Annotated in this window: 18 protein-coding genes and 1 tRNA gene; 14 read left to right on the top strand and 5 right to left on the bottom strand. The window is 71.0% G+C overall.

Features of this window, described 5'->3' with window-relative positions; all coding sequences use genetic code 11:
- Window positions 1-169 precede the first annotated feature (169 nt).
- The 6 genes from ACIA8D_RS40725 (at window position 170) to ACIA8D_RS40700 (ending at window position 3,163) form a co-directional block, all read left to right on the top strand.
- A complete protein-coding gene (locus ACIA8D_RS40725) occupies window positions 170-502 on the top strand; it encodes a hypothetical protein (protein ID WP_399240403.1) in 333 nt (110 codons plus the stop codon).
- A complete protein-coding gene (locus tag ACIA8D_RS40720; RefSeq protein ID WP_399240401.1) occupies window positions 499-1,176 on the top strand; it encodes a collagen-like protein in 678 nt (225 codons plus the stop codon). Before ACIA8D_RS40725 ends, ACIA8D_RS40720 begins: the two co-directional genes overlap by 4 nt.
- Window positions 1,177-1,285: 109 nt before the next feature.
- Window positions 1,286-2,515 carry a helix-turn-helix domain-containing protein gene (locus ACIA8D_RS40715; RefSeq protein ID WP_399240399.1) on the top strand — a complete coding sequence of 410 codons (1,230 nt, stop codon included), beginning with the start codon at window positions 1,286-1,288 and terminating at the stop codon, window positions 2,513-2,515.
- Between the two features lie 96 nt (window positions 2,516-2,611).
- A complete protein-coding gene (locus ACIA8D_RS40710) occupies window positions 2,612-2,818 on the top strand; it encodes a hypothetical protein (RefSeq protein ID WP_399240397.1) in 207 nt (68 codons plus the stop codon).
- Complete coding sequence (locus ACIA8D_RS40705) at window positions 2,815-2,985, top strand: hypothetical protein (RefSeq protein ID WP_399240395.1); 171 nt, start codon at window positions 2,815-2,817, stop codon at window positions 2,983-2,985. The genes ACIA8D_RS40710 and ACIA8D_RS40705 overlap by 4 nt, the downstream gene beginning before the upstream one ends.
- Window positions 2,972-3,163: a hypothetical protein gene (locus tag ACIA8D_RS40700; RefSeq protein WP_399240393.1), complete on the top strand. Its 192-nt coding sequence runs from the start codon at window positions 2,972-2,974 to the stop codon at window positions 3,161-3,163. Before ACIA8D_RS40705 ends, ACIA8D_RS40700 begins: the two co-directional genes overlap by 14 nt.
- Window positions 3,164-3,421: 258 nt before the next feature.
- On the opposite strand, the gene ACIA8D_RS40695 is transcribed toward ACIA8D_RS40700, so the two are convergent.
- Together ACIA8D_RS40695 and ACIA8D_RS40690 are read right to left on the bottom strand one after the other, a co-directional pair.
- Window positions 3,422-3,661 (bottom strand): helix-turn-helix domain-containing protein, encoded by a 240-nt coding sequence (locus ACIA8D_RS40695; protein WP_399240391.1) that lies wholly within the window; start codon window positions 3,659-3,661, stop codon window positions 3,422-3,424.
- 526 nt (window positions 3,662-4,187) lie between these two features.
- Window positions 4,188-4,260: transfer RNA gene (locus ACIA8D_RS40690), tRNA-Arg, on the bottom strand.
- 194 nt (window positions 4,261-4,454) lie between these two features.
- On the opposite strand from ACIA8D_RS40690, the gene ACIA8D_RS40685 reads away from it, so the two are divergent.
- Window positions 4,455-5,255: a hypothetical protein gene (locus tag ACIA8D_RS40685; RefSeq protein WP_399240389.1), complete on the top strand. Its 801-nt coding sequence runs from the start codon at window positions 4,455-4,457 to the stop codon at window positions 5,253-5,255.
- A 23-nt stretch (window positions 5,256-5,278) separates the two neighbouring features.
- Here ACIA8D_RS40685 and ACIA8D_RS40680 read toward each other — a convergent pair whose 3' ends face one another.
- Window positions 5,279-5,584 (bottom strand): DUF6401 family natural product biosynthesis protein, encoded by a 306-nt coding sequence (locus ACIA8D_RS40680; RefSeq protein ID WP_399240387.1) that lies wholly within the window; start codon window positions 5,582-5,584, stop codon window positions 5,279-5,281.
- 129 nt (window positions 5,585-5,713) lie between these two features.
- On the opposite strand from ACIA8D_RS40680, the gene ACIA8D_RS40675 reads away from it, so the two are divergent.
- The 4 genes from ACIA8D_RS40675 (at window position 5,714) to ACIA8D_RS40660 (ending at window position 12,618) form a co-directional block, all read left to right on the top strand.
- Window positions 5,714-7,450: a PucR family transcriptional regulator gene (locus ACIA8D_RS40675; RefSeq protein ID WP_399240385.1), complete on the top strand. Its 1,737-nt coding sequence runs from the start codon at window positions 5,714-5,716 to the stop codon at window positions 7,448-7,450.
- Window positions 7,451-7,707: 257 nt separating this feature from the next.
- The gene (locus ACIA8D_RS40670; RefSeq protein ID WP_399240383.1) at window positions 7,708-9,051 is read left to right on the top strand and encodes a diaminopimelate decarboxylase; all 1,344 of its coding nucleotides are present in this window, start codon (window positions 7,708-7,710) and stop codon (window positions 9,049-9,051) included.
- A gap of 224 nt (window positions 9,052-9,275) precedes the next feature.
- Entirely contained in the window at window positions 9,276-10,748 is a 1,473-nt protein-coding gene (locus ACIA8D_RS40665) for an amino acid permease (protein WP_399240381.1), read from the top strand.
- A gap of 139 nt (window positions 10,749-10,887) precedes the next feature.
- Window positions 10,888-12,618 carry a class I adenylate-forming enzyme family protein gene (locus ACIA8D_RS40660; RefSeq protein ID WP_399240379.1) on the top strand — a complete coding sequence of 577 codons (1,731 nt, stop codon included), beginning with the start codon at window positions 10,888-10,890 and terminating at the stop codon, window positions 12,616-12,618.
- 80 nt (window positions 12,619-12,698) lie between these two features.
- Here the strand turns inward: ACIA8D_RS40660 and ACIA8D_RS40655 are convergent, their stop codons facing one another.
- Window positions 12,699-13,970 (bottom strand): M6 family metalloprotease domain-containing protein, encoded by a 1,272-nt coding sequence (locus ACIA8D_RS40655; protein ID WP_399240377.1) that lies wholly within the window; start codon window positions 13,968-13,970, stop codon window positions 12,699-12,701.
- A 250-nt stretch (window positions 13,971-14,220) separates the two neighbouring features.
- On the opposite strand from ACIA8D_RS40655, the gene ACIA8D_RS40650 reads away from it, so the two are divergent.
- Window positions 14,221-14,880, top strand: coding sequence for a TetR/AcrR family transcriptional regulator (locus tag ACIA8D_RS40650; RefSeq protein ID WP_399240375.1), 660 nt, complete (start codon window positions 14,221-14,223; stop codon window positions 14,878-14,880).
- A gap of 90 nt (window positions 14,881-14,970) precedes the next feature.
- Entirely contained in the window at window positions 14,971-16,509 is a 1,539-nt protein-coding gene (locus ACIA8D_RS40645) for an MFS transporter (protein WP_399240373.1), read from the top strand.
- A 181-nt stretch (window positions 16,510-16,690) separates the two neighbouring features.
- Here ACIA8D_RS40645 and ACIA8D_RS40640 read toward each other — a convergent pair whose 3' ends face one another.
- A complete protein-coding gene (locus ACIA8D_RS40640) occupies window positions 16,691-17,224 on the bottom strand; it encodes a MarR family winged helix-turn-helix transcriptional regulator (protein WP_399240371.1) in 534 nt (177 codons plus the stop codon).
- Window positions 17,225-17,323: 99 nt separating this feature from the next.
- On the opposite strand from ACIA8D_RS40640, the gene ACIA8D_RS40635 reads away from it, so the two are divergent.
- Window positions 17,324-18,088, top strand: coding sequence for a dioxygenase (locus tag ACIA8D_RS40635; protein WP_399240405.1), 765 nt, complete (start codon window positions 17,324-17,326; stop codon window positions 18,086-18,088).
- Window positions 18,089-18,176: the final 88 nt, after the last annotated feature.

Below are 18,176 nucleotides of genomic sequence, written 5' to 3'. Positions count from 1 at the left end.
AGGGCATCACCGCACTTGTCGCGGTGCTCGCCGCGCTCGGCATCACCTGGGCTGTGCCCAACAAGCCGAGCACGACGACGGAACAGTGAGGCGGGCGGCGGCGCTGCCCGGCAGCGCCGCCGCCACACCGTCCACCGTTCGCAACAACCGCCGACTGAGGGGGCCTTACGTGGACGCTGCGGTACTCGGCGCTGTCGGAACGATCGTCGTCGGGCTCGCCGCGGCCGTCGCCGCGCTCATCGGCCAACGAGGCGCGAACCGTGCGTCCCAGTCGGGGGTAGTGATCACCGGGTACGGCACGCTCGTCGACAACCTCCAAGAGGAGCGGAACAAGCTCGGCGAGAAGCTCGCCGAGAACGAACGTCTCCTGGCCGCGGCCTACCGCGAACTCGCCGAAGCGCGCACGGAGAAGGCCTCGCTCCTCACCCAGATCACCACGCTTAGCGACGAGAACTCTCGTCTCCGCCGCCAGCTCGCAGACCTCGGAGGTCAGCCGACGTGAGTGGACGCCACACACAGCCGCTCGTCGTCCGCCGCCGCGGCACGCTCATGCTCGCGGCGGTGCTCCTCATCCTCGCGGGCGCGATCGTGCTCGTGTGGCTGAGGATCGACGCCGAGGCGTACCGCGCGGACCAGCTCGGCGCCGAGGCCGCACGCCGCGGCGCGGACGTGAAGACTCTCGCCGAGGACGTACGGATCCTGCGCAAGCAGGTGCGAGCCGAAGGCGGCACCCCCGCCGCACCGGACCCCTCGGCCGCCGTGGACCTGCCGCGCAAGGTGGGCGACCCGGTGCTGGTGCCCGGCCCGCGCGGGCGGCGGGGTGCGTCGGGGAAACCGGCGCCGACCGTTACGCCGGCGCCGGGACCGTCGGGGGCACCGGGGGCGTCGGGCGCACCTGGCGCGGACTCAACGGTGCCGGGGCCCGGCTCGACCGTGCCCGGCCCGTCCGGTCCACCCGGCCCTGCAGGACAGGACGGCAAGGACGGGCAGGACGGAACGAACGGCACCACCACCTGCCCAGACGGGTTCGAGTGGCAGACGCCCACCTATGACCCGGACGCCCGAGTGTGCCGCCGCACGGGCGCGGCACCGGCACCCTCGCCGGATGAACCGGACCCGACAGATAGCGCTCCGCTCGCGGCCGGCCTCGACCCGCAGCGACGCCAATACGTGTGACCAAGGCCCCGTCCTCCTTCGGGAGGGCGGGGCCGTTTCGTCATGCCTGGGCCCGTGTTGACGTGCGCCGTAGGCTGAGTGGACGGACGGCCTCTTGCGAGGGAGCGGCATGGACCACGACGAACTCAGCACCGGCGAACGTATCCGAGCCCTGCGGGAATCGCGCGGCATGACCCGGCCTCAGCTTGCCCAGCTGTGTGGGCGCGGCCCCGTCTGGCTGAAGAAGATCGAGAGCGGGGAACGCGAACTCGACAGCTACGCGCTGCTGCTGCAGCTCGCCGCAGCGCTCCAGGTAGCCGACCTCTCCGTGCTCACAGGCACCACCGAGGGCCCGGCGCAGCCCGTCCCGCTCGGCCGCCTCACCCACCCGGGCATGCCCGAGGTGTGGGCCGCCGTCATGAACCGGACTCTCTCCCGCTCGCGGGCGTCCGCGCCGCCGGACGCTGCCCTGCTGCAGGGGCGCGCTGACCAGTCCTGGCGGTTGTGGCACAAGAGCAAGTACAACCGCAGTGAAGTCGGGGCCCTGCTACCCGAGTTGATCCGCGACGGCGAGGCCGCCGCGCGCGCACTCGACGGCGAGCAGCGGCGTGCCGCACTCGTCGCGCTCTCCGACATCTACCGCCTCACCGGGCAGGCCACCGCGTACATCGCGCCGGCCGAACTGGCGTGGGTCGTCGCCGACCGGGCGCTCGCCGCCGCGCAGGACGCCGACCAGCCCGCCGCCATAGCGGCCGCGGCCTGGAACATGGGCAACATCCTGCGCGAGACCTCGTATCCCGAGGAGGCGCTGCGCGTCGTCACCGAGGCCGCCGACCTCATCCGCCCCCACCTCGACACCGCCCCCGACGACTGGCGCGGCATCTACGGCGCGCTGCAGCTGCACGCCGCCGTGACCGAAGCACGCGAGGGCCACGAGGGCGCCGCCTGGCGGTACTGGGACAAGGGCGACCAGATCGCCAAGTCCCTGCCCGCCAACTACGTGCACAGCAGCACGGTGTTCGGGCGCGCGAACGTGGACTTTCACGAGGTCTCGGTGGCGACCGACCTGCGTAAGGCGGCCAAGGCGCTCGGGCTGGCCGACGACATCGACCCGGACATCATGCCGTCGCGTGAGCGGCAGGCCCGGCTGTGGGTGGAGGTCGCGCGCGGGCACCTGCAGCGAGGCGACAACACTGCCGCCCTGTACGTGATGCAGCGGGCGTACAAGATCGGCGCGGAGACTGTGAGTTACACGCCGTCCGCCCGGCAGGCTGTCGCTGAACTGTGGCGCTCGGCGCCGCGCGCCATGCGTGAGGATGCGGCAACGCTTGCCACAGCCACGGGCGTACTGACGGGCTGAGCAAGGGGTACAGCCAGGGACAGGGGTACATTCTGTACCCCTTCTCTGCTGTCTGGGCCCTTACGGTTCTGGCTCCGCCGAGCCGAGGGGGTACCTGTGAGCGCCTTACTTCACGCGTCCGTCCGTCGCCATGAGTCGCCGGTCGTCGACCCGGTCACGGGCGAGGTGCGCGTACCGCTGTCGCTGTACGCGGCCGACAACCACCAGGGCGACGTCGAGTTGGTGCTGTCCCGCAAGGACGCGCTACCCGTCCTCGACGCGCTGTTGCGGGCGATCGGACCGCGCCTGGAGGCAGTGTCGTGAACGCTCCCCAGCCCACGGCGCTCGCCGACACTCCGGCCGACCTCGCGTTCCGGGCCCTGCTCGACCACGTGGTGAAGTGCCAGCGCTGTGAGTACAACTGGCAGCAGTGCCCCACCCGGCGCGCGCTCGCAACGACCGTGCGCGAGGTACGCAATGACCACGGATAGAGGCCGCCTCTGCTGGCGGTGCGACGAGCCGCTCCGGCCCGACCAGGAGATCGAGATCGTCGACGTCTTCAGCAACTCGGGCGCGGGCGCGATCATCGAACGGCACCGTGACTGCCCCGTGACGCCGCCCCCTCGCCAGACCGCCCCCGTCGGGTGGAGCGCACGCACCCGACGATGACCCCCGCCGCCGGCATCTCCACGGATCCGCCAGCGGCGGGAAGTGCGGCCGCCTCGAGCCCGTGCTCGGGGTGGCCGCTTCAAGCGTCCGCACCCCCAGACCCCGGGTGCGGTCGAACGGGCGGCGGCACGACGGCGGAAGTGCCGCCGCCCGATTCACACGGGGCGCGAACGGAACGCAGTGACCCAAGGTGATCGCTCGGTTTCTGCATATGACATTTAACGGAAGGGTAAGAACCGCTCCGCTGACCAGGACTGCCTACGCGAGGAGGTCGGTCACGTGCACCCGCAGTGCATGAGCGATGAGCAGCAGGTCCGAATACGCGGGATCACGGCGCGCGTTCTCATACCGCTGGATGCTGCGCCGGTCCATGCCGGCGAGGTTGCCGAGCTGCTCCTGCGATAGGTCAGCACGTCGGCGTAGGTCGGCGATGCGGTGCCCGAGCGCGACGCGACGGGCGATCACCCAGTCGGGTCGAGGGTTACGTCGGGCTGCCACCCACATACACAATGATCGTCGTGCGTGGGTGTCAGTACCCAAATGGTCGCCTCTTGATCCTTTGACTGACCAGTGACCAACCGTGGCGCGAAACGTGAAGACCCGCCCACAGCCCTGCGGCATATGCCCATCGCCGCAGGGCTGGCTGTAGTCTGAACTAATAGAACGTGTGTTCGCTCGAAAGGGTGAATGACCTGCGTACGCCACATCCGTTAGACAGGATGGGAAGTCGTACAGCGCGAAACAACCCCATGATCGTGCGTCGTCGGGCCATTGGTGGCCCTCTGGTCTCTCGGCGGCGCACACAAGTCCGGCCCCCCTCGCAGACACCGAGGGGGGCCGGACGCCTGTGTGACCTGCGGCAACGACTTGATCGTTTGGGAGAGATTTGGGAGACGATCATTGGTAGCAGGGGTGGGGCGGGGGTGTCGTCAGCCTGTAGTCAGGCTGTACCCCCGGCTGAGACGAAAGGCCCCGGACCTCGCATGACCTGCGGTTTCCGGGGCCTTTCGCCTGCTCAACCCTGTGCCCCCGGCAGGATTCGAACCTGCGACACCCGCTTTAGGAGAGCGGTGCTCTATCCCCTGAGCTACGAAGGCGCGTGAACAGCGTAGCGGATCGGGTTCGGGGCGTGGGGTGGGCCGTCGCGCGGGGTGGGTCACGCCAATGGGGGATGTGGGGCGGCCGGGGGCGGCTGGGGCTGTTAAGCCGGAGGGACACAGGAAAAAGAGGGGGACACGTCTCGTCGGGCGCGGTGTCGCGGCGTCCGGCCCCACTGGGTGGAGGTCCACTCATGATCCAGAATCTCAGTTCGCCGACCGGTGGAAGCACGCTCGCCGTCGACTTCACTCAAGGGCTGAACGACGCGTGGTCGAAGGTCGCCGAGTTCGTTCCGAAGTTCCTCGGCTTCCTCGTCATCATGGTCATCGGTTGGTTCGTGGCCAAGATGATCACCAAGCTCCTCGACCGGGGCCTTCGGAAGATCGGGTCGGAGAAGCTCGCCGAGCGGGCCGGCTCGGCGAAGATGCTCGAAGGGTCGAAGTACGACACGACCGCGATCCTCTGCAAGGTCGTCTACGTCGCCCTGATGCTGATCGTGCTCCAGCTCGGCTTCGGCGTCTTCGGCGACAACCCCGTGTCCGACATGATCAACGGCATCGTCGCCTGGCTGCCGCGCGGCATCGTCGCGGTCGTCCTGATCGTCGTGGCCATGGCCGTCGCCAACCTGGTGCGTGACATCGTCACCAACGCGCTGGCCTCGGTCTCGTACGGGAAGACCGTCGGCACCATCGTGTGGGCCTGCATCGTCGTGCTCGGTGCGATCGCCGCGCTCGGGCAGGCGGGGATCGCCACGACCGTCACGCAGCCGGTGCTGATCGCCGCGCTCGCGGCGGCCGCCGGAATCCTGATCGTCGGCGTCGGCGGCGGGCTCATCGGGCCGATGAAGCAGCGCTGGGAGCGGTGGCTGAACATGGCCGAGGAGGAGACCGCCAAGGTCAAGGGGAACGGCGGCGCCGGCGCCTATCAGGCGGGGCGTGAGGACGCGCTCACCAATCAGCCCGTTCAGGAGCGGGAGCGGTTCGACAATCAGTAGCAGGCAGTAGCGACCCGGTTGGGTTACACCAGGTCGAGCAGGTCGTGCCGTCTCACCAGCCAGCTGATGGCGGTGAGGCGGCACACCGCGTAGTCGTGTCCCACGGGTTCGAGCCAGCCGGTCTCGGTGAGCGCGTCGAGGAAGCCGAGCACGTAGTCGCCGAGGGCCTCGGCGTCGGGGGCCGGCGGGTGCAGCGCCGCCGAACCGGCCGCCAGGCGGTCACGGACCTCCGCCACGTGCTGGTCGACCGCGGCCAGGAAGGCGGGCTCGAAGGCGAATTCCGCGAAGCGTGGACCGTACGCCTCGCTCACCCGGGCAAGAGGGGACATTCGTTCAACGTAAGGGCGAGGACCGCCGATTGGCGGTCCTCGCCGGGTGCTGTTGCTCACAAGTGCCCTATTTGTGGTGCCTTGTTCGTCACATCGGGCAGGGCTCCCGTGATCGGTGAGACTGGGGCCATGGAGTTTTCCGCGTCCGGCAGACCGCAGCCGCAGCCGCAGTCCCGGCCCGAGAGCCCGGCTTCGGGTGGCGGTCCCACGTTGGCGCAGGTCGTCGGGGTCGTCGGGCGGGACGTCGTGCAGGTCGTACGCGCGCCCTGCGGGACGGACGTGGCCGTCGGCGGGGTCGGGGTCTTCGACGCCGGGGAGAGCTTGCAGGAGCGGGGGCGGGTGCTGATCGCCGTCGGCGTCGACACGTCCGATCCCGCCGCCGCCGAGGTGTTGCGGGCCGCCGACCGGGCCGGGGCCGCCGCGCTGGTGGTGCGGCGGGGCGCCGAAGGTGTGTCGCCGCTGCTCGGTGAAGTGGCCGACGGTGTGTCCACCGCGCTGCTCGCCCGCGCCCCGTGGGTGGACTGGGGCGAGCTGATCGGGCTGCTGCGGGCCGCGCTCGCGGCCGGTGGGGCGCGGGTGCCGGAGCCCGGTGTCGACGTGGGGCTCGGGGATCTGCCGGCCCTCGCCACCGCGCTCGCCGCCCTCGTCGGGGGTGCGATCACCATCGAGGATCCCGAGTCCAATGTGCTCGCCTATTCCCCCACCGCCGATACCGCCGATCCGTTGCGGCGGCTGACCATCCTCGGGCGGCGGGTGCCGCGGTGGCGGGTCGCCGAGCTCGCGGAGAGCGGGTTCCTGGCCGCGCTGTGGGCGGGGGACGTCGTGCACCGGCCCGCGGACGGGCGGTTCCCCGAGCGGCTCGCCGTCGCCGTGCGCGCGGGCGAGGAGGTCCTCGGGTCGCTGTGGGCCGCCGCCGACGGGGAGCCGTTGCCGGAGGGGGCGCGGGACGCGTTGCGGCAGGCCGCCACGATCGCGGTCCCGCATCTGCTGCATCACCGGTTGCGGTCCCGGTCCGCCGAGGGGCGGCGGCGGCACGCGGTGCGGGCGCTGTTCGAGGAGCGGGCGCCGGATGTGGGGGCCGCGGCTGCTGCGCTCGGGGTTGACCCCGGTCAGCCGTGCGTTGTGCTTTCCGCGGTGGTCGTGGGGGGTGGGTCCCCGGAGGGGCGGGAGAGGGCGCTGCGGGCGGCGGTGCTGCGGGTTGCTGCGCATGGCTCGCCCGCGTTCGCCTACCGGGAGGGTCAGGGTGCGGCGGGCCGTGTCCCGCTCTCGGGGCTCCGTCCCGGACCCCGCTCCTCAAACGCCGGAGGGGCTGGAAACGCACATGACGTCGACCGGTTCGACGTGTTGCTCAGCGACGCCCGGGCCGACGCCGCCGAGCGGCTCGCGCGCGACCTCGCCGCTGTGCTGCTCGGCGCCGGGGCCAAGCCCCTGGTCGCCGTGGGCCCGGTCGTCGGCGCACTGAAGGACGCGGTGGACTCGCGCGCCGGGGCCGCCGAGGTGCTCCGGGTGCTGCGCGTGCGCGGGGAGCCCGAGGTGGCGGGCACCGACGACGTGCGGTTCGCCCTGGACGCGCTGCGGGTGTCGGACGCCGTCGCCGCGCAGGTGCCGTCCGTCGGGGACGCCGTGGCCGCGCTCCTCGCGCACGACGAGCGGCACGGGACGGATCTGCCGCGCACCGTGGCCGCGCATCTGGCGTTCTTCGGGGACGCCGGGGCCACCGCCCGGTACCTGGGCATCCACGCGAATACGTTGCGGTACCGGCTGCGCAGGGCCCGTGAGCTGGGCGGCTTCGACCTGGCGGACCCCGACGTACGGCTCGTCGTCGAGCTCGGGCTGCGGCGGGCCGGGCTGATCCCGCTGCCGTGAGCGCGGCATGGGGAGGGAGGCAGAGGCGTGAGGGCCACCCGCATAGTGCCCCGCCACCACGCCCACCCACCCTCCGTCGTACCCACGCACTACGCGCGCCGCCCCGCCGCCCGCCCGTTGTGCCCGCCCACCATTCCTCTGCCCCGTACTTCGTGCCGGCGCACGCAGACACGCCGCCCCGCCGCACTGCACAGTGACGAGTGCCCTGAGCACCACCCCGTACGAAGCAGAAGAAGCAGAAGGCAGGCCACCCCCTGATGCCGCAGCCCCCCGCCTCCGCCGCCCGCCGCGACGCCGCCCTGTGCGCCGCCGTCGAGCAGGGGCTCGTAGGCCCCGAAGCGCCCGTGCTCGGGCTGGTCGACGTCGCCGGGGTCCGGGAGGCGGCGCGCGCGCTCAAGGCGGCGTTCGAGGGCGTCGACGCGCGGCACACCTTCGCGGTGAAGGCGTCCTCGCTCGTCCCCGTGCTCGCGCTCCTGAACGAGGAGGGCATCGGCGCCGAGGTCGCGAGCCCCGGTGAGCTGGCCCTCGCGCGGGCGGCCGGGGTGCCCGCCGAGCGGATCGTCTTCGACTCGCCCGCCAAGACGCTCGGGGAGCTGCGCGAGGCGCTGGCGGCCGGCATCGCCGTGAACGCCGACAACCCGCAGGAACTGGCCCGCATCGACGAGCTCGTCGCCGCGAACCCCAGCGCCTCGCCCGTCGGGCTTCGGGTTAACCCGCAGGTCGGCAGCGGTTCGATCGGCGCGATGAGCACCGCGACCGCCACCTCCAAGTTCGGCGTCGCGCTGCGCGACGAGGGTGCGGAGCAGTGGGTCCTCGGCGCGTACAAGGCGCGGCCGTGGATGACCCGGCTGCACACCCACACCGGCTCCCAGGGTGTCGCCCTTGAGCTGATGGCCGAGGGCGTACGGGCCGCGTACGAGCTGGCCGAGAAGATCAACGCGCAGGTCGGGCGGCAGCAGATCGACACCCTCGACATCGGCGGCGGCCTGCCGGTGAACTTCGATTCGGACGAGATCACGCCCGGCTTCGAGGAGTACGCGCGGATCCTGCGGGAGACCGTCCCCGGGCTCTTCGACGGGCGGTACGCGCTCGTCACCGAGTTCGGGCGCTCGCTCCTTGCCAAGCAGGGGTTCATCGCGGCGCACGTCGAGTACACCAAGACCTCGGGCGGTCGCCGGATCGCCGTGACGCACGCGGGCGCGCAGGTGGCGACTCGTACCGTCTTCGTTCCCGAGTCGTGGCCGCTGCGGGTCGGCGCGTACGACGCCGAGGGCCGGCCGCGCACGAGCGCCCCGCTGGTGCAGGACGTGGCCGGGCCCTGCTGCTTCGCCGGTGACCTCGTGGCGCGCGGTCGCGAGCTGCCCGAGCTGGAGCCCGGCGATCTCGTCGCGCTGTACGACACCGGCGCGTACTACTTCTCGACCCACTTCCACTACAACAGCCTTCCCCGGCCCGCTGTGTACGGATATGTCCGTGTAGAGAACGGGACGGAAGCGGGCAAGGTGACCTTCAATCCGATCCGGAGCGCGCAGTCGCTCGACGAGGTGCTCGCCGAGTCCGGTGCCGGGTACGCGGGTTCGCTGCTCGGGCTCGTGGATTAGTTGCCCCCGCGAACGGTTTAAGGTGGCGTGTCGTCGCGTGGTCCGCCCGCGGCACACTCCACCGGGATCCGTTCCGATCTCGAGGTTCGCCGGATCCGGCGAATCAGTCCTGTCCAACAGGTACGCCGCACACGCCTGCCCGCGTTCGCAACTGCGCTCCGCAACTGCGCTCGCGTACGCGTGTGTGCGTGCGGCATGCCGTTTTGCACGAACGTCGGAGAACCATGGAGCGCACAGCACAAGCCGAACGCAGTGTGGTCACGGGCGGCGAGGCCGAGGCCGGCAAGGCCGAGGGCGGAGCCGTCCGTGAGGGGGGTTACGCCGCCGGCCTGCGCAATCGTCAGGTCCAGATGATCGCCATCGGCGGCGCCATCGGCACCGGTCTCTTCCTCGGAGCGGGGGAGCGGCTGCACGCCGCGGGCCCGTCCCTGGTGGTCATCTTCGCCATCACCGGTCTGTTCGCCTTCTTCATCACGCGCGCCATGGGCGAGCTGGTGATGCACCGGCCCACCTCGGGCTCGTTCGTCTCGTACTCGCGTGAGTTCCTCGGCGAGAAGGCCGCGTACACGGCGGGCTGGGTCTACTTCCTGCACTGGGTGTGCAGCGGCATCGCGGAGATCACCGCGGTGGCGATGTATCTGCACTACTGGGCGATGTTCCGCGACATACCCCAGTGGACGCTCGCCCTGGTGGCGCTGCTCGTGGTGCTCGGCGCCAACCTGATCTCGGTGCGCTGGTTCGGCGAGTTCGAGTTCTGGTTCTCGATCATCAAGGTCGTGGCGATCCTCGGCTTCCTCGCCATCGGCTGCTGGCTGCTCGCGAGCCGCCACCCCGTCGACGGCCACAGCACGGGACCGCAGCTGATCACCGACAACGGCGGCATGCTGCCCAACGGTCTGCTTCCGGCGATCGTCCTGATCCAGGGCGTCGTCTTCGCGTACGCCGCGATCGAGATGGTCGGCATCGCCTCCGGCGAGACGGAGAACCCGCGCAAGGTGATCCCGCGCGCCATCAACTCCGTGTCGTGGCGCATCGTGCTGTTCTACGTCGGGTCCGTGCTGCTGCTCGTCCTCCTGCTGCCCTGGAGCGCGTACAAGGCGGGCGAGTCCCCGTTCGTGACGCTGCTCGGGAAGCTGGGCGTGCCCGGCATCAGCGGCATCATGAACTTCGTGATCCTGACGGCGGCCCTGTCCAGCTGCAACTCCGGCCTCTACTCGACCGGCCGCGTGCTGCGCTCGATGGGCCTTGCGGGCTCCGCGCCCGCGTTCACGACGAAGATGAGCAAGAAGGGCGTGCCCTACGGCGGCGTGCTCCTGACGGCGACCTGCTACATCGCGGGCATCATCCTCAACTACATCGTTCCCGAGCGCGCGTTCGCGATCGTCATCAACTTCTCCGCGATCACCATGATCGGCACCTGGGTCATGATCATGATCTGCCAGATGGTGCTGCGCAGGAAGGCGCTCAACGGCGAGCTGGAGCGGCCCTCGTTCCGCCTCCCGGGCGCGCCGTTCACGAGCTGGCTGACCATCGTCTTCCTGGTCGCGGTCGTGGTCCTGATGGTCGTCGGCGGCGGCGACTCGGCGATCTCGGTGTACTGCTCCCCGCTGATCGTGGTCGGCCTCGTGATCGGCTGGTTCGCCACCCGCAAGCGGGTGGCCGAGCACGCGGAGAGCAGCGCGAAGGCCGAGGCGTAGCGGGGTCCGGGGTCCTTCGGCGGGCGGTGTGCGTGGAGGTTCACGCACACCGCCCGCCGCGTTGTCCGGGACCGGCCGCGGCCGTTGGCCGGTGCACGTACCTTGACGTGGGTCGGGCCGCCGGACGTACCGTCCGACCATGGACGCTGATGCCGTGGATTCCGTGGAAGCGCTGCTGACCGCTCCGGGCGCCCCCTTCGCCGTCGTACGAGGCGAGGACGGGCGCCTTTCCTATGCCGACGGGCCCCGCACTCTGCGCGAGTTCGCCGAGACGACGTGGGCGTTCGGCGACACCCCCTTCGTCGTCTCCGAGACCGGGCGCATGACCTACGGGGAGTTCTTCGCGGCGGCGTGCGCCCTTGCCCGCCGCTTCACCGCCGACGAGAGCGCGGGCGGCTACGGGTTGCGGCCCGGCGACCGCGCCGTCATCGCGATGCGCAACCACCCGGAGTGGCAGGTCGCGTTCTGGGCGGCGCAGTTGGCGGGCCTGGTGGCGGTGCCGCTGAACGGCTGGTGGACCGCCGACGAGTTCGCGTACGCCCTCGACGACTGCGGCCCCAAGGTGCTGGTCGTCGACGGGGAGCGCTACGAACGGATCCTGCCGTGGCTGTCCGGGGCGGAGCCCCGCCCCTGGACCCTGGTCTGTCACGAGGAGGGCCGGGAGGCGCGCGGTGACCGGGTCGAGCGGTACGCGGACCTGCCCGCGCCCGACCCCCAACTCGGCCCGCCCGACGTGGACATCGACCCGTCCGCCGACGCCACGATCCTCTACACCTCCGGCACGACGGGCCGCCCCAAGGGTGCCGTCGCCACCCACCACGCCCACATGGGCGCTCTCACGGGGCCCCGCTACGCCGCCGCCCGCACGGCGCTGGCCAAGGGCGTCATGCCCGGCCAGGGCCCGGCCCCCGTCGGGCTGCTCACCTTCCCCTTCTTCCACGTGGCGGCGTTCACCGGGTTCTACGCGGCGATGGGCGTGGGCGGCACGATCGTGGTGCTGCGCAAGTGGGACCCGGACGCCGCGCTCGCCATGATCCGCGAACACGGCGTCACCAGCTTCGGCGGCGTCCCGGCCACGGCCCTCCAACTCCTGGAACGCGCCAAGGAGTTGGGCGACGAGCTCCCCTCGCTCACGGGATTCAGCACGGGCGGCGCCGCGGCCCCACCCGGCATCGTGGCCCGCCTCAGCGGCCGCTACGGGGAGCGGATCGAGCCCCGCAACGGGTACGGGCTCACCGAGACGCTTGGCGGAGTGCTCTCCAACGCGGGTGAGGAGTACCGGAGTTGGCCGGGCAGCGTGGGACGTCCGGCGCCGGCCGTCGAGGTGCGGATCACGGACCCGCTCGGTGAGCCGCTGCCCGACGGCGAGGTGGGCGAACTGTGCCTGCGCGGGCAGCCGATGATCCGGGGGTACTGGAACGCGCCGGAGGCCACCGCGGCGGCGTTCACGACGGACGGGTGGTTCCGGACGGGGGACCTGGCGGTGCTCTCGGAGGGGCGGGTCAGCGTCGTCGACCGGATCAAGGACCTGGTGATCAGGGGCGGTGAGAACGTCCACTGCGTCGAGGTGGAGGCGGTCCTCCACGACCACCCCGACGTCCTGGAGGCGGCGGTCGTCGGGGTCCCGCACCCGGTCCTCGGCGAGGAGGTCGCGGCCGTGCTCCGCACGCGACCGGGCTCGACGGCCACCCCCGACGACATCCGCGCCTTCGTGTCCAAGTCCCTGGCGGCCTTCAAGGTCCCGACCCACGTGGTCCTCCAGGACTCCGAACTCCCCCGCAACGCCACGGGCAAAATCCTGAAGCGAGACCTCCGGGAGGCGTTGGGGGGCGGCAAGTCAAGCCCCGCAGGGGGCACCTCCCAGCGGTAGCTGGGGGAGATTGAGGCGCGGGGTCCGGGGCGGAGCCCCGTGGCGTAGGAGCGGTCCAGCCGGCGGGGCCGACGAGTGGGCTACTTTCGGGTGACGTACACCTGGTAGTCGCCGGAACCCGTGATCCCGCCCACGGTCACCCGCAGGCCCGCGGACTTGTCCCGGAAGACCTTGCCCGACTGGTACGCCGCGTCGGACAGTTCCGCGTGGACGTTGGGCTGGTGCGTGCAGCCGCCGCTGTCCGGCTTCGCGTCCTCGACCTCGACCGGCCCCTGCCCGGTGTCCACATCCGCGTCGACCTTGTAGACCAGGACCCCGGACCGGCACACCGCCTCGTCGTTCCCCTCCTGCGTACGCACCTCGATCGCGTACCCCGACTTCCGGTTCAGCGGCACGAACACCAGCTTGGACCGGTGGTCGTTGCGGGCCAGCGGCGACAGCCGGTACTCCGTCGTGCCGGGCTGCGCGGCGCAGCCGACCTGGCTGTCGTCGAGCCACCCGAGCTTCCACTTGTGCCAGCCGAGCAGATCGTTCCCGGCCCCCCAGTCCTCGCTCATGATGTCCCAGTGTCCGGCGGCCCCACCGCCGTCCATCGTGTAGAGGTCCGGCAGCCCGAACACGTGCCCGTTCTCGTGCGGCAGCACCCGGTACCCGGTCTTCGCGTACGACCCGGACCCGTCGTCCTGACGGGAGTACACGAACGACGCGTTGGACAGCGGCACCCCGTCGGCGACCGGCGCCTCGTGGTTGCCGGCGAATGTCACGGACAGCACGGTGTCCAGCGCGGAGGGCCCCGCGTTCGGGGTGACGAGGATGTTCACCAGGTCGTACCGCCGGAAGTCCACCTCGGGGTCGGCCGCCGCCGCGATGTCGTCGGCGAGCTTGCGGTAGCCGGGGTCGAAGGGGGCGCCGCGGTCTATCCCGTACGCGGTGAACGGCTTGGGCATCCGCAGCCAGTGGTCGACCGGAGCCTCGGGAACGTAATTGAGCTTTCCGTAACTGCCGGTGCGGAACCAGTCCTGGGTCTGCGGGAAGAACTCGCCGAGCCGCTCCTTCGCGGAGCCCTGCCCCGGCGCGTCCGGGAAGTCGACCATGAGGTTGAGGGCGCGCACGGTGCCGGTCGAACGGGCGTAGCCGGGGGCGGTGGGCAGGCCCTCCGACATCTGGACGCCGAACGGGCCGCGGATCATGCAGGGGGTGAGGGAGGTCGTGCGCGAGACGGCCACGGGTCCCGCCGCGGTCGTCGAGTCGTCGAGGAGCCTGCCGGTGCTCGCGGTCATCGTCACGGTGAGCGCCACCGCTGTGCCCACCGCGAGCAGCGCCCCCCGCCGGCCCCTGCGTATCCGACGCATCCGCATCCGCACCGCCTCACGCTCGGGTCCCTTTCGATCACCCTGGGTCGGGGTGTCGCGGGTCGCTCGCTGGGTGCGCCGAACGTGGGTTTCCGAGGTCAGAGGCGTGTGAGGCAGGTCACATGAAGGCCGGGAAATAACCGGGGACGCTCTCCCCGTTTAGACCCGTGTCCGCACGAACCGGGGACCGGCTCCCCACTTCGACCGAAGCCCGTGCGGCCCGTACCTCCAGACCGTGAAGGAGACCGCCGTGACCACCGCGACCGACAAGCCGCAGCGCCGCGTCCCGCGCCCGCGGGCCGACGCCGTGCGCAACCGGGAGCGGATCGTCGCCGCAGCGCGCGAACTGCTGGTGGAGCACGGTCCGGTCCTGCCGCTCGACGAGGTCGCCCGCCGCGCCGGCGTCGGCAACGCCACGCTGTACCGGAACTTCAAGGACCGCGGCGAGCTGATGCACCACGTGGTCCTCACGGTCACCGACACCATCACCGAACACGCGGAGCGGGGGCTCGCCGCCGAGGACGCCGGCGAGACGACCGCGTTCGGCGCGCTGCGCACGTTCGTGCACGCCGCGGCCGAGGAGCGGATCGGCGCCCTGTGCCCGATGCTCAACGCCACATTCGACAAGGACCATCCGGATCTGGTCGCCTCCCGCGACCGGCTCACCGAAGCCGTCGAGCAGCTCACCGAACAGGCCCGTACGGCCGGTGAACTGCGCCCCGACGTCGGCGTCGGAGACCTGATGGTCGCCCTCTCCCAGCTCACCCGGCCGCTGCCCGGCACCGGCTGTCTGGACTTCGACCGCTACGTCCACCGTCATCTGCAGCTGTTCCTGGACGGCCTGATGGCTCCGGCCCGCTCGGAACTCCCGGGCGAGCCCGCGACCTTGGAGGACCTCCGCCAGGACTGACGTCCGGCCCCTCCACCTCTTCGTAGGGCTGCTACCAGAGCAACACCGCAGCACCCAGCTTCGTACCGACCCGATTTCTCACGCTTATTCATGACTTGGAGTCCCGCTGTGGGTACCCCCTTGCCGGAAACGGCACCCGATTCGCGGCGTTGGAAGGCACTCGCCTTCATCGCGCTCGCCCAGCTGATGGTGGTCCTCGACGCCACCATCGTGAACATCGCCCTGCCCGCCGCACAGCAGGACCTCGGCATATCCGACGGCAACAAGCAGTGGGTCATCACGGCCTACGCGCTCGCCTTTGGTGGCCTGCTGCTCTTCGGCGGGCGCATCGCGGACCTGTGGGGCCGCAAGCGCACCTTCGTCACCGGCCTGATCGGCTTCGCCCTCGCCTCCGCGCTCGGTGGCGCGGCGGCCAATGAAGCCATGATGTTCGGCGCCCGCGCGCTCCAGGGCCTGTTCGGCGCGCTGCTCGCGCCCGCCGCCCTGTCGCTGCTCGCCGTCATGTTCACCAATGCCAAGGAGCGCGCCAAGGCGTTCGGCATCTACGGTGCGATCGCCGGTGGCGGTGGCGCCGTCGGCCTGATCCTCGGCGGCTTCCTCACCGAGTACCTGAACTGGCGCTGGACGTTCTTCGTGAACATCCCGTTCGCGATCGTCGCCGCCGCCGGCGCGTACTTCGTGATCCGTGAGCCGGCCGGTTCGCGCAACCGCTCGCCGCTCGACATCCCCGGCGTGCTGCTCTCCACGCTCGGCCTGGTCTCACTCGTCTACGGCTTCACGCGCGCCGAGACCAACGGCTGGTCCGACGCGACCACCATCGGCATGTTCATCGCCGCGGCCGTGCTGCTGCTCGCCTTCGTCGCGGTCGAGGCCCGCGTGAAGCACCCGCTGCTGCCGCTGCGGGTGATCGCCGACCGCAACCGCGGCGGTGTCTACGCCTCGCTCGGCCTCGCCGTGATCGGCATGTTCGGCCTGTTCCTCTTCCTGACCTACTACCTCCAGGTCGTGAAGGGCTTCTCACCGGTGAAGACCGGCTTCGCGTTCCTGCCGATGATCGTCGGCATGATCACGGGCTCCACGCAGATCGGCGCCCGCCTGATGACGCGGGTCCGCCCGCGCCTGCTGATGGGCCCCGGCTTCCTGCTGGCGGCGCTCGGCATGCTGATGCTGACGCAGCTGTCGGTCGACTCCTCGTACGCCGGTCTGATCCTGCCCGCCGAACTGCTGCTCGGCCTCGGCATGGGTACGGCGTTCATGCCCGCGATGTCGCTCGCGACGATCGGCGTCGAGCCCCGGGACGCGGGTGTCGCCTCCGCGATGGTCAACACCTCGCAGCAGGTCGGCGGCGCCATCGGCACGGCCCTGCTGAACACGATCGCGGCCTCGGCCACCACCGCGTACATCGCGGACCACGCGGCCGGAGCCACGAACCAGCAGCTGCTCCAGGCGCAGGCCATGGTGAGCGGCTACACCCACGCCATCTGGTGGGCCGTCGGCATCCTGGCCGTCGCTTCCCTGATCGCCTTCACGCTCGTCAACACGGGCGTCCCGGGCACGGGTTCGCCCGCGGCCTCCGGCGACACGGAGGGCGCGGAGGACGAGGTGCTGGTGCCGGTGGTCGCGCACTGACCCCCGTGGGGAACGGGCCCTAGGGCTTGTCGTTTGGATCAGGCCGGATCAGGGAGCGGGGCCTGGTGCGTGCGATCGCAAGGCGGAGGAGGGAGGCGACGCGGAGCGTCGTCGACCGACGACAACGCCGCGAGCGTGCGTGCCAGGCCCCGCGAGCCCGGCCTGATCCAAACGACAAGCCCTAGCGGAGCCAGGGGAGGTCCGCCCCGGCCTCCTTCGGCTGAAGTCCCTCGGCGACGATCATCATGATCTCGCCGAGGGACTTCTGCTGTTCGGGGGTGAGCCGCGCGAAGAGCGCCTGGCGGACCGTCTCGACGTGCCCGGGCGCGGTCTTCTCCAGAACCTTCAGGCCGTCGTCCGTGAGGATCGCGAACTGGCCGCGCTTGTCGGAGGGGCAGTCCTCGCGCCGCACCCACCCGCTCTTCTCCAGGCGCGCGATCGCGTGCGAGAGCCGGGAGCGGGTGATCTTCGTTTCCCGCGCCAGCTCGGTCATCCGCAGCCGGCGCCTGGGCGCCTCGCTCAGGCGCACCAGGAGCCCGAAGTAGATGTGCGGCATCTTCGCGTCGCGCTGGAGTTGCCGGTCGAGGTGGTCCTCGAGGAGCGTGGTGGCATGGAGGTACGCGCGCCAGGTGCGCTGTTCGTCCTCGCTGAGCCAGGGAGCGGCCTCCGCACCCTTCGTGTCGCGTCCGTCGCCGGCCATGTGCTGCTGCTCCATGGTTCCCATCGTAGACCCCCTCCTTGAAGATTAAACAAAGAAGGCTTACTTTTGTCGGTAACAAGAGCTTGAAACTTCAAGGAGGTCGTCGTGAACCGGATGCCTGCGCTCTACCTCTCCCACGGTGCGCCGCCGCTCGCCGACGACGCCCTGTGGACCGGCCAGCTCGCCGAGTGGTCGGCCGACCTGCCGCGCCCCCGGGCGATCCTGATGATCTCCGCGCACTGGGAGAACGCGCCGCTGGCCCTCGGCGCCACCGAGACCGTGCCGCTCGTGTACGACTTCTGGGGCTTCCCCGAGCACTACTACGAGGTGACCTACGCGGCGCCGGGCGCGCCCGAGCTCGCCGAATCCGTGCGCAAGCTGTTGCGCGGCCCCGGCATTCCCGTCCAGGACGTGCCGGATCGCGGGCTCGACCACGGCGCGTACGTCCCGCTCGTCGAGATGTACCCGGACGCCGACATCCCGGTCCTCCAGGTCTCCATGCCGACGCTCGACCCGGCCCGGCTCATGGACATCGGCCGCCGCCTCGCGCCGCTGCGCGACGAGGGCGTGCTGATCGTCGGCTCCGGCTTCTTCACGCACAACCTGGCCGCGCTGCGGCAGGGCGGGATCCCGGCGTGGTCGTCCGAGTTCGACGACTGGGGGCACCGGGCGCTGGAGGCGGGCGACGTGGACGCGCTGCTCGACTTCACCCACAAGTCCCCGGCGGGCGCGCTCGCGCATCCCCGCACCGAGCACTTCGCCCCGCTCTTCGTCACGATGGGCGCGGCGGACGCCTTCGGTGAGTTGCCGGGGCAGCGGAGCGTGATCGACGGGTTCTGGATGGGGCTCGCCAAGCGGTCGGTGCAGTTCGGCGACTAGGGCTTGTCGTTTGGATCAGGCCGGGCTCGCGGGGCCTGGCACGCACGCTCGCGGCGTTGTCGTCGGTCGACGACGCTCCGCGTCGCCT

The organism is Streptomyces sp. NPDC051684, assembly GCF_044453445.1.
Classification (GTDB): domain Bacteria; phylum Actinomycetota; class Actinomycetes; order Streptomycetales; family Streptomycetaceae; genus Streptomyces.
This window is presented reverse-complemented; position numbering and strand designations above follow the sequence as displayed.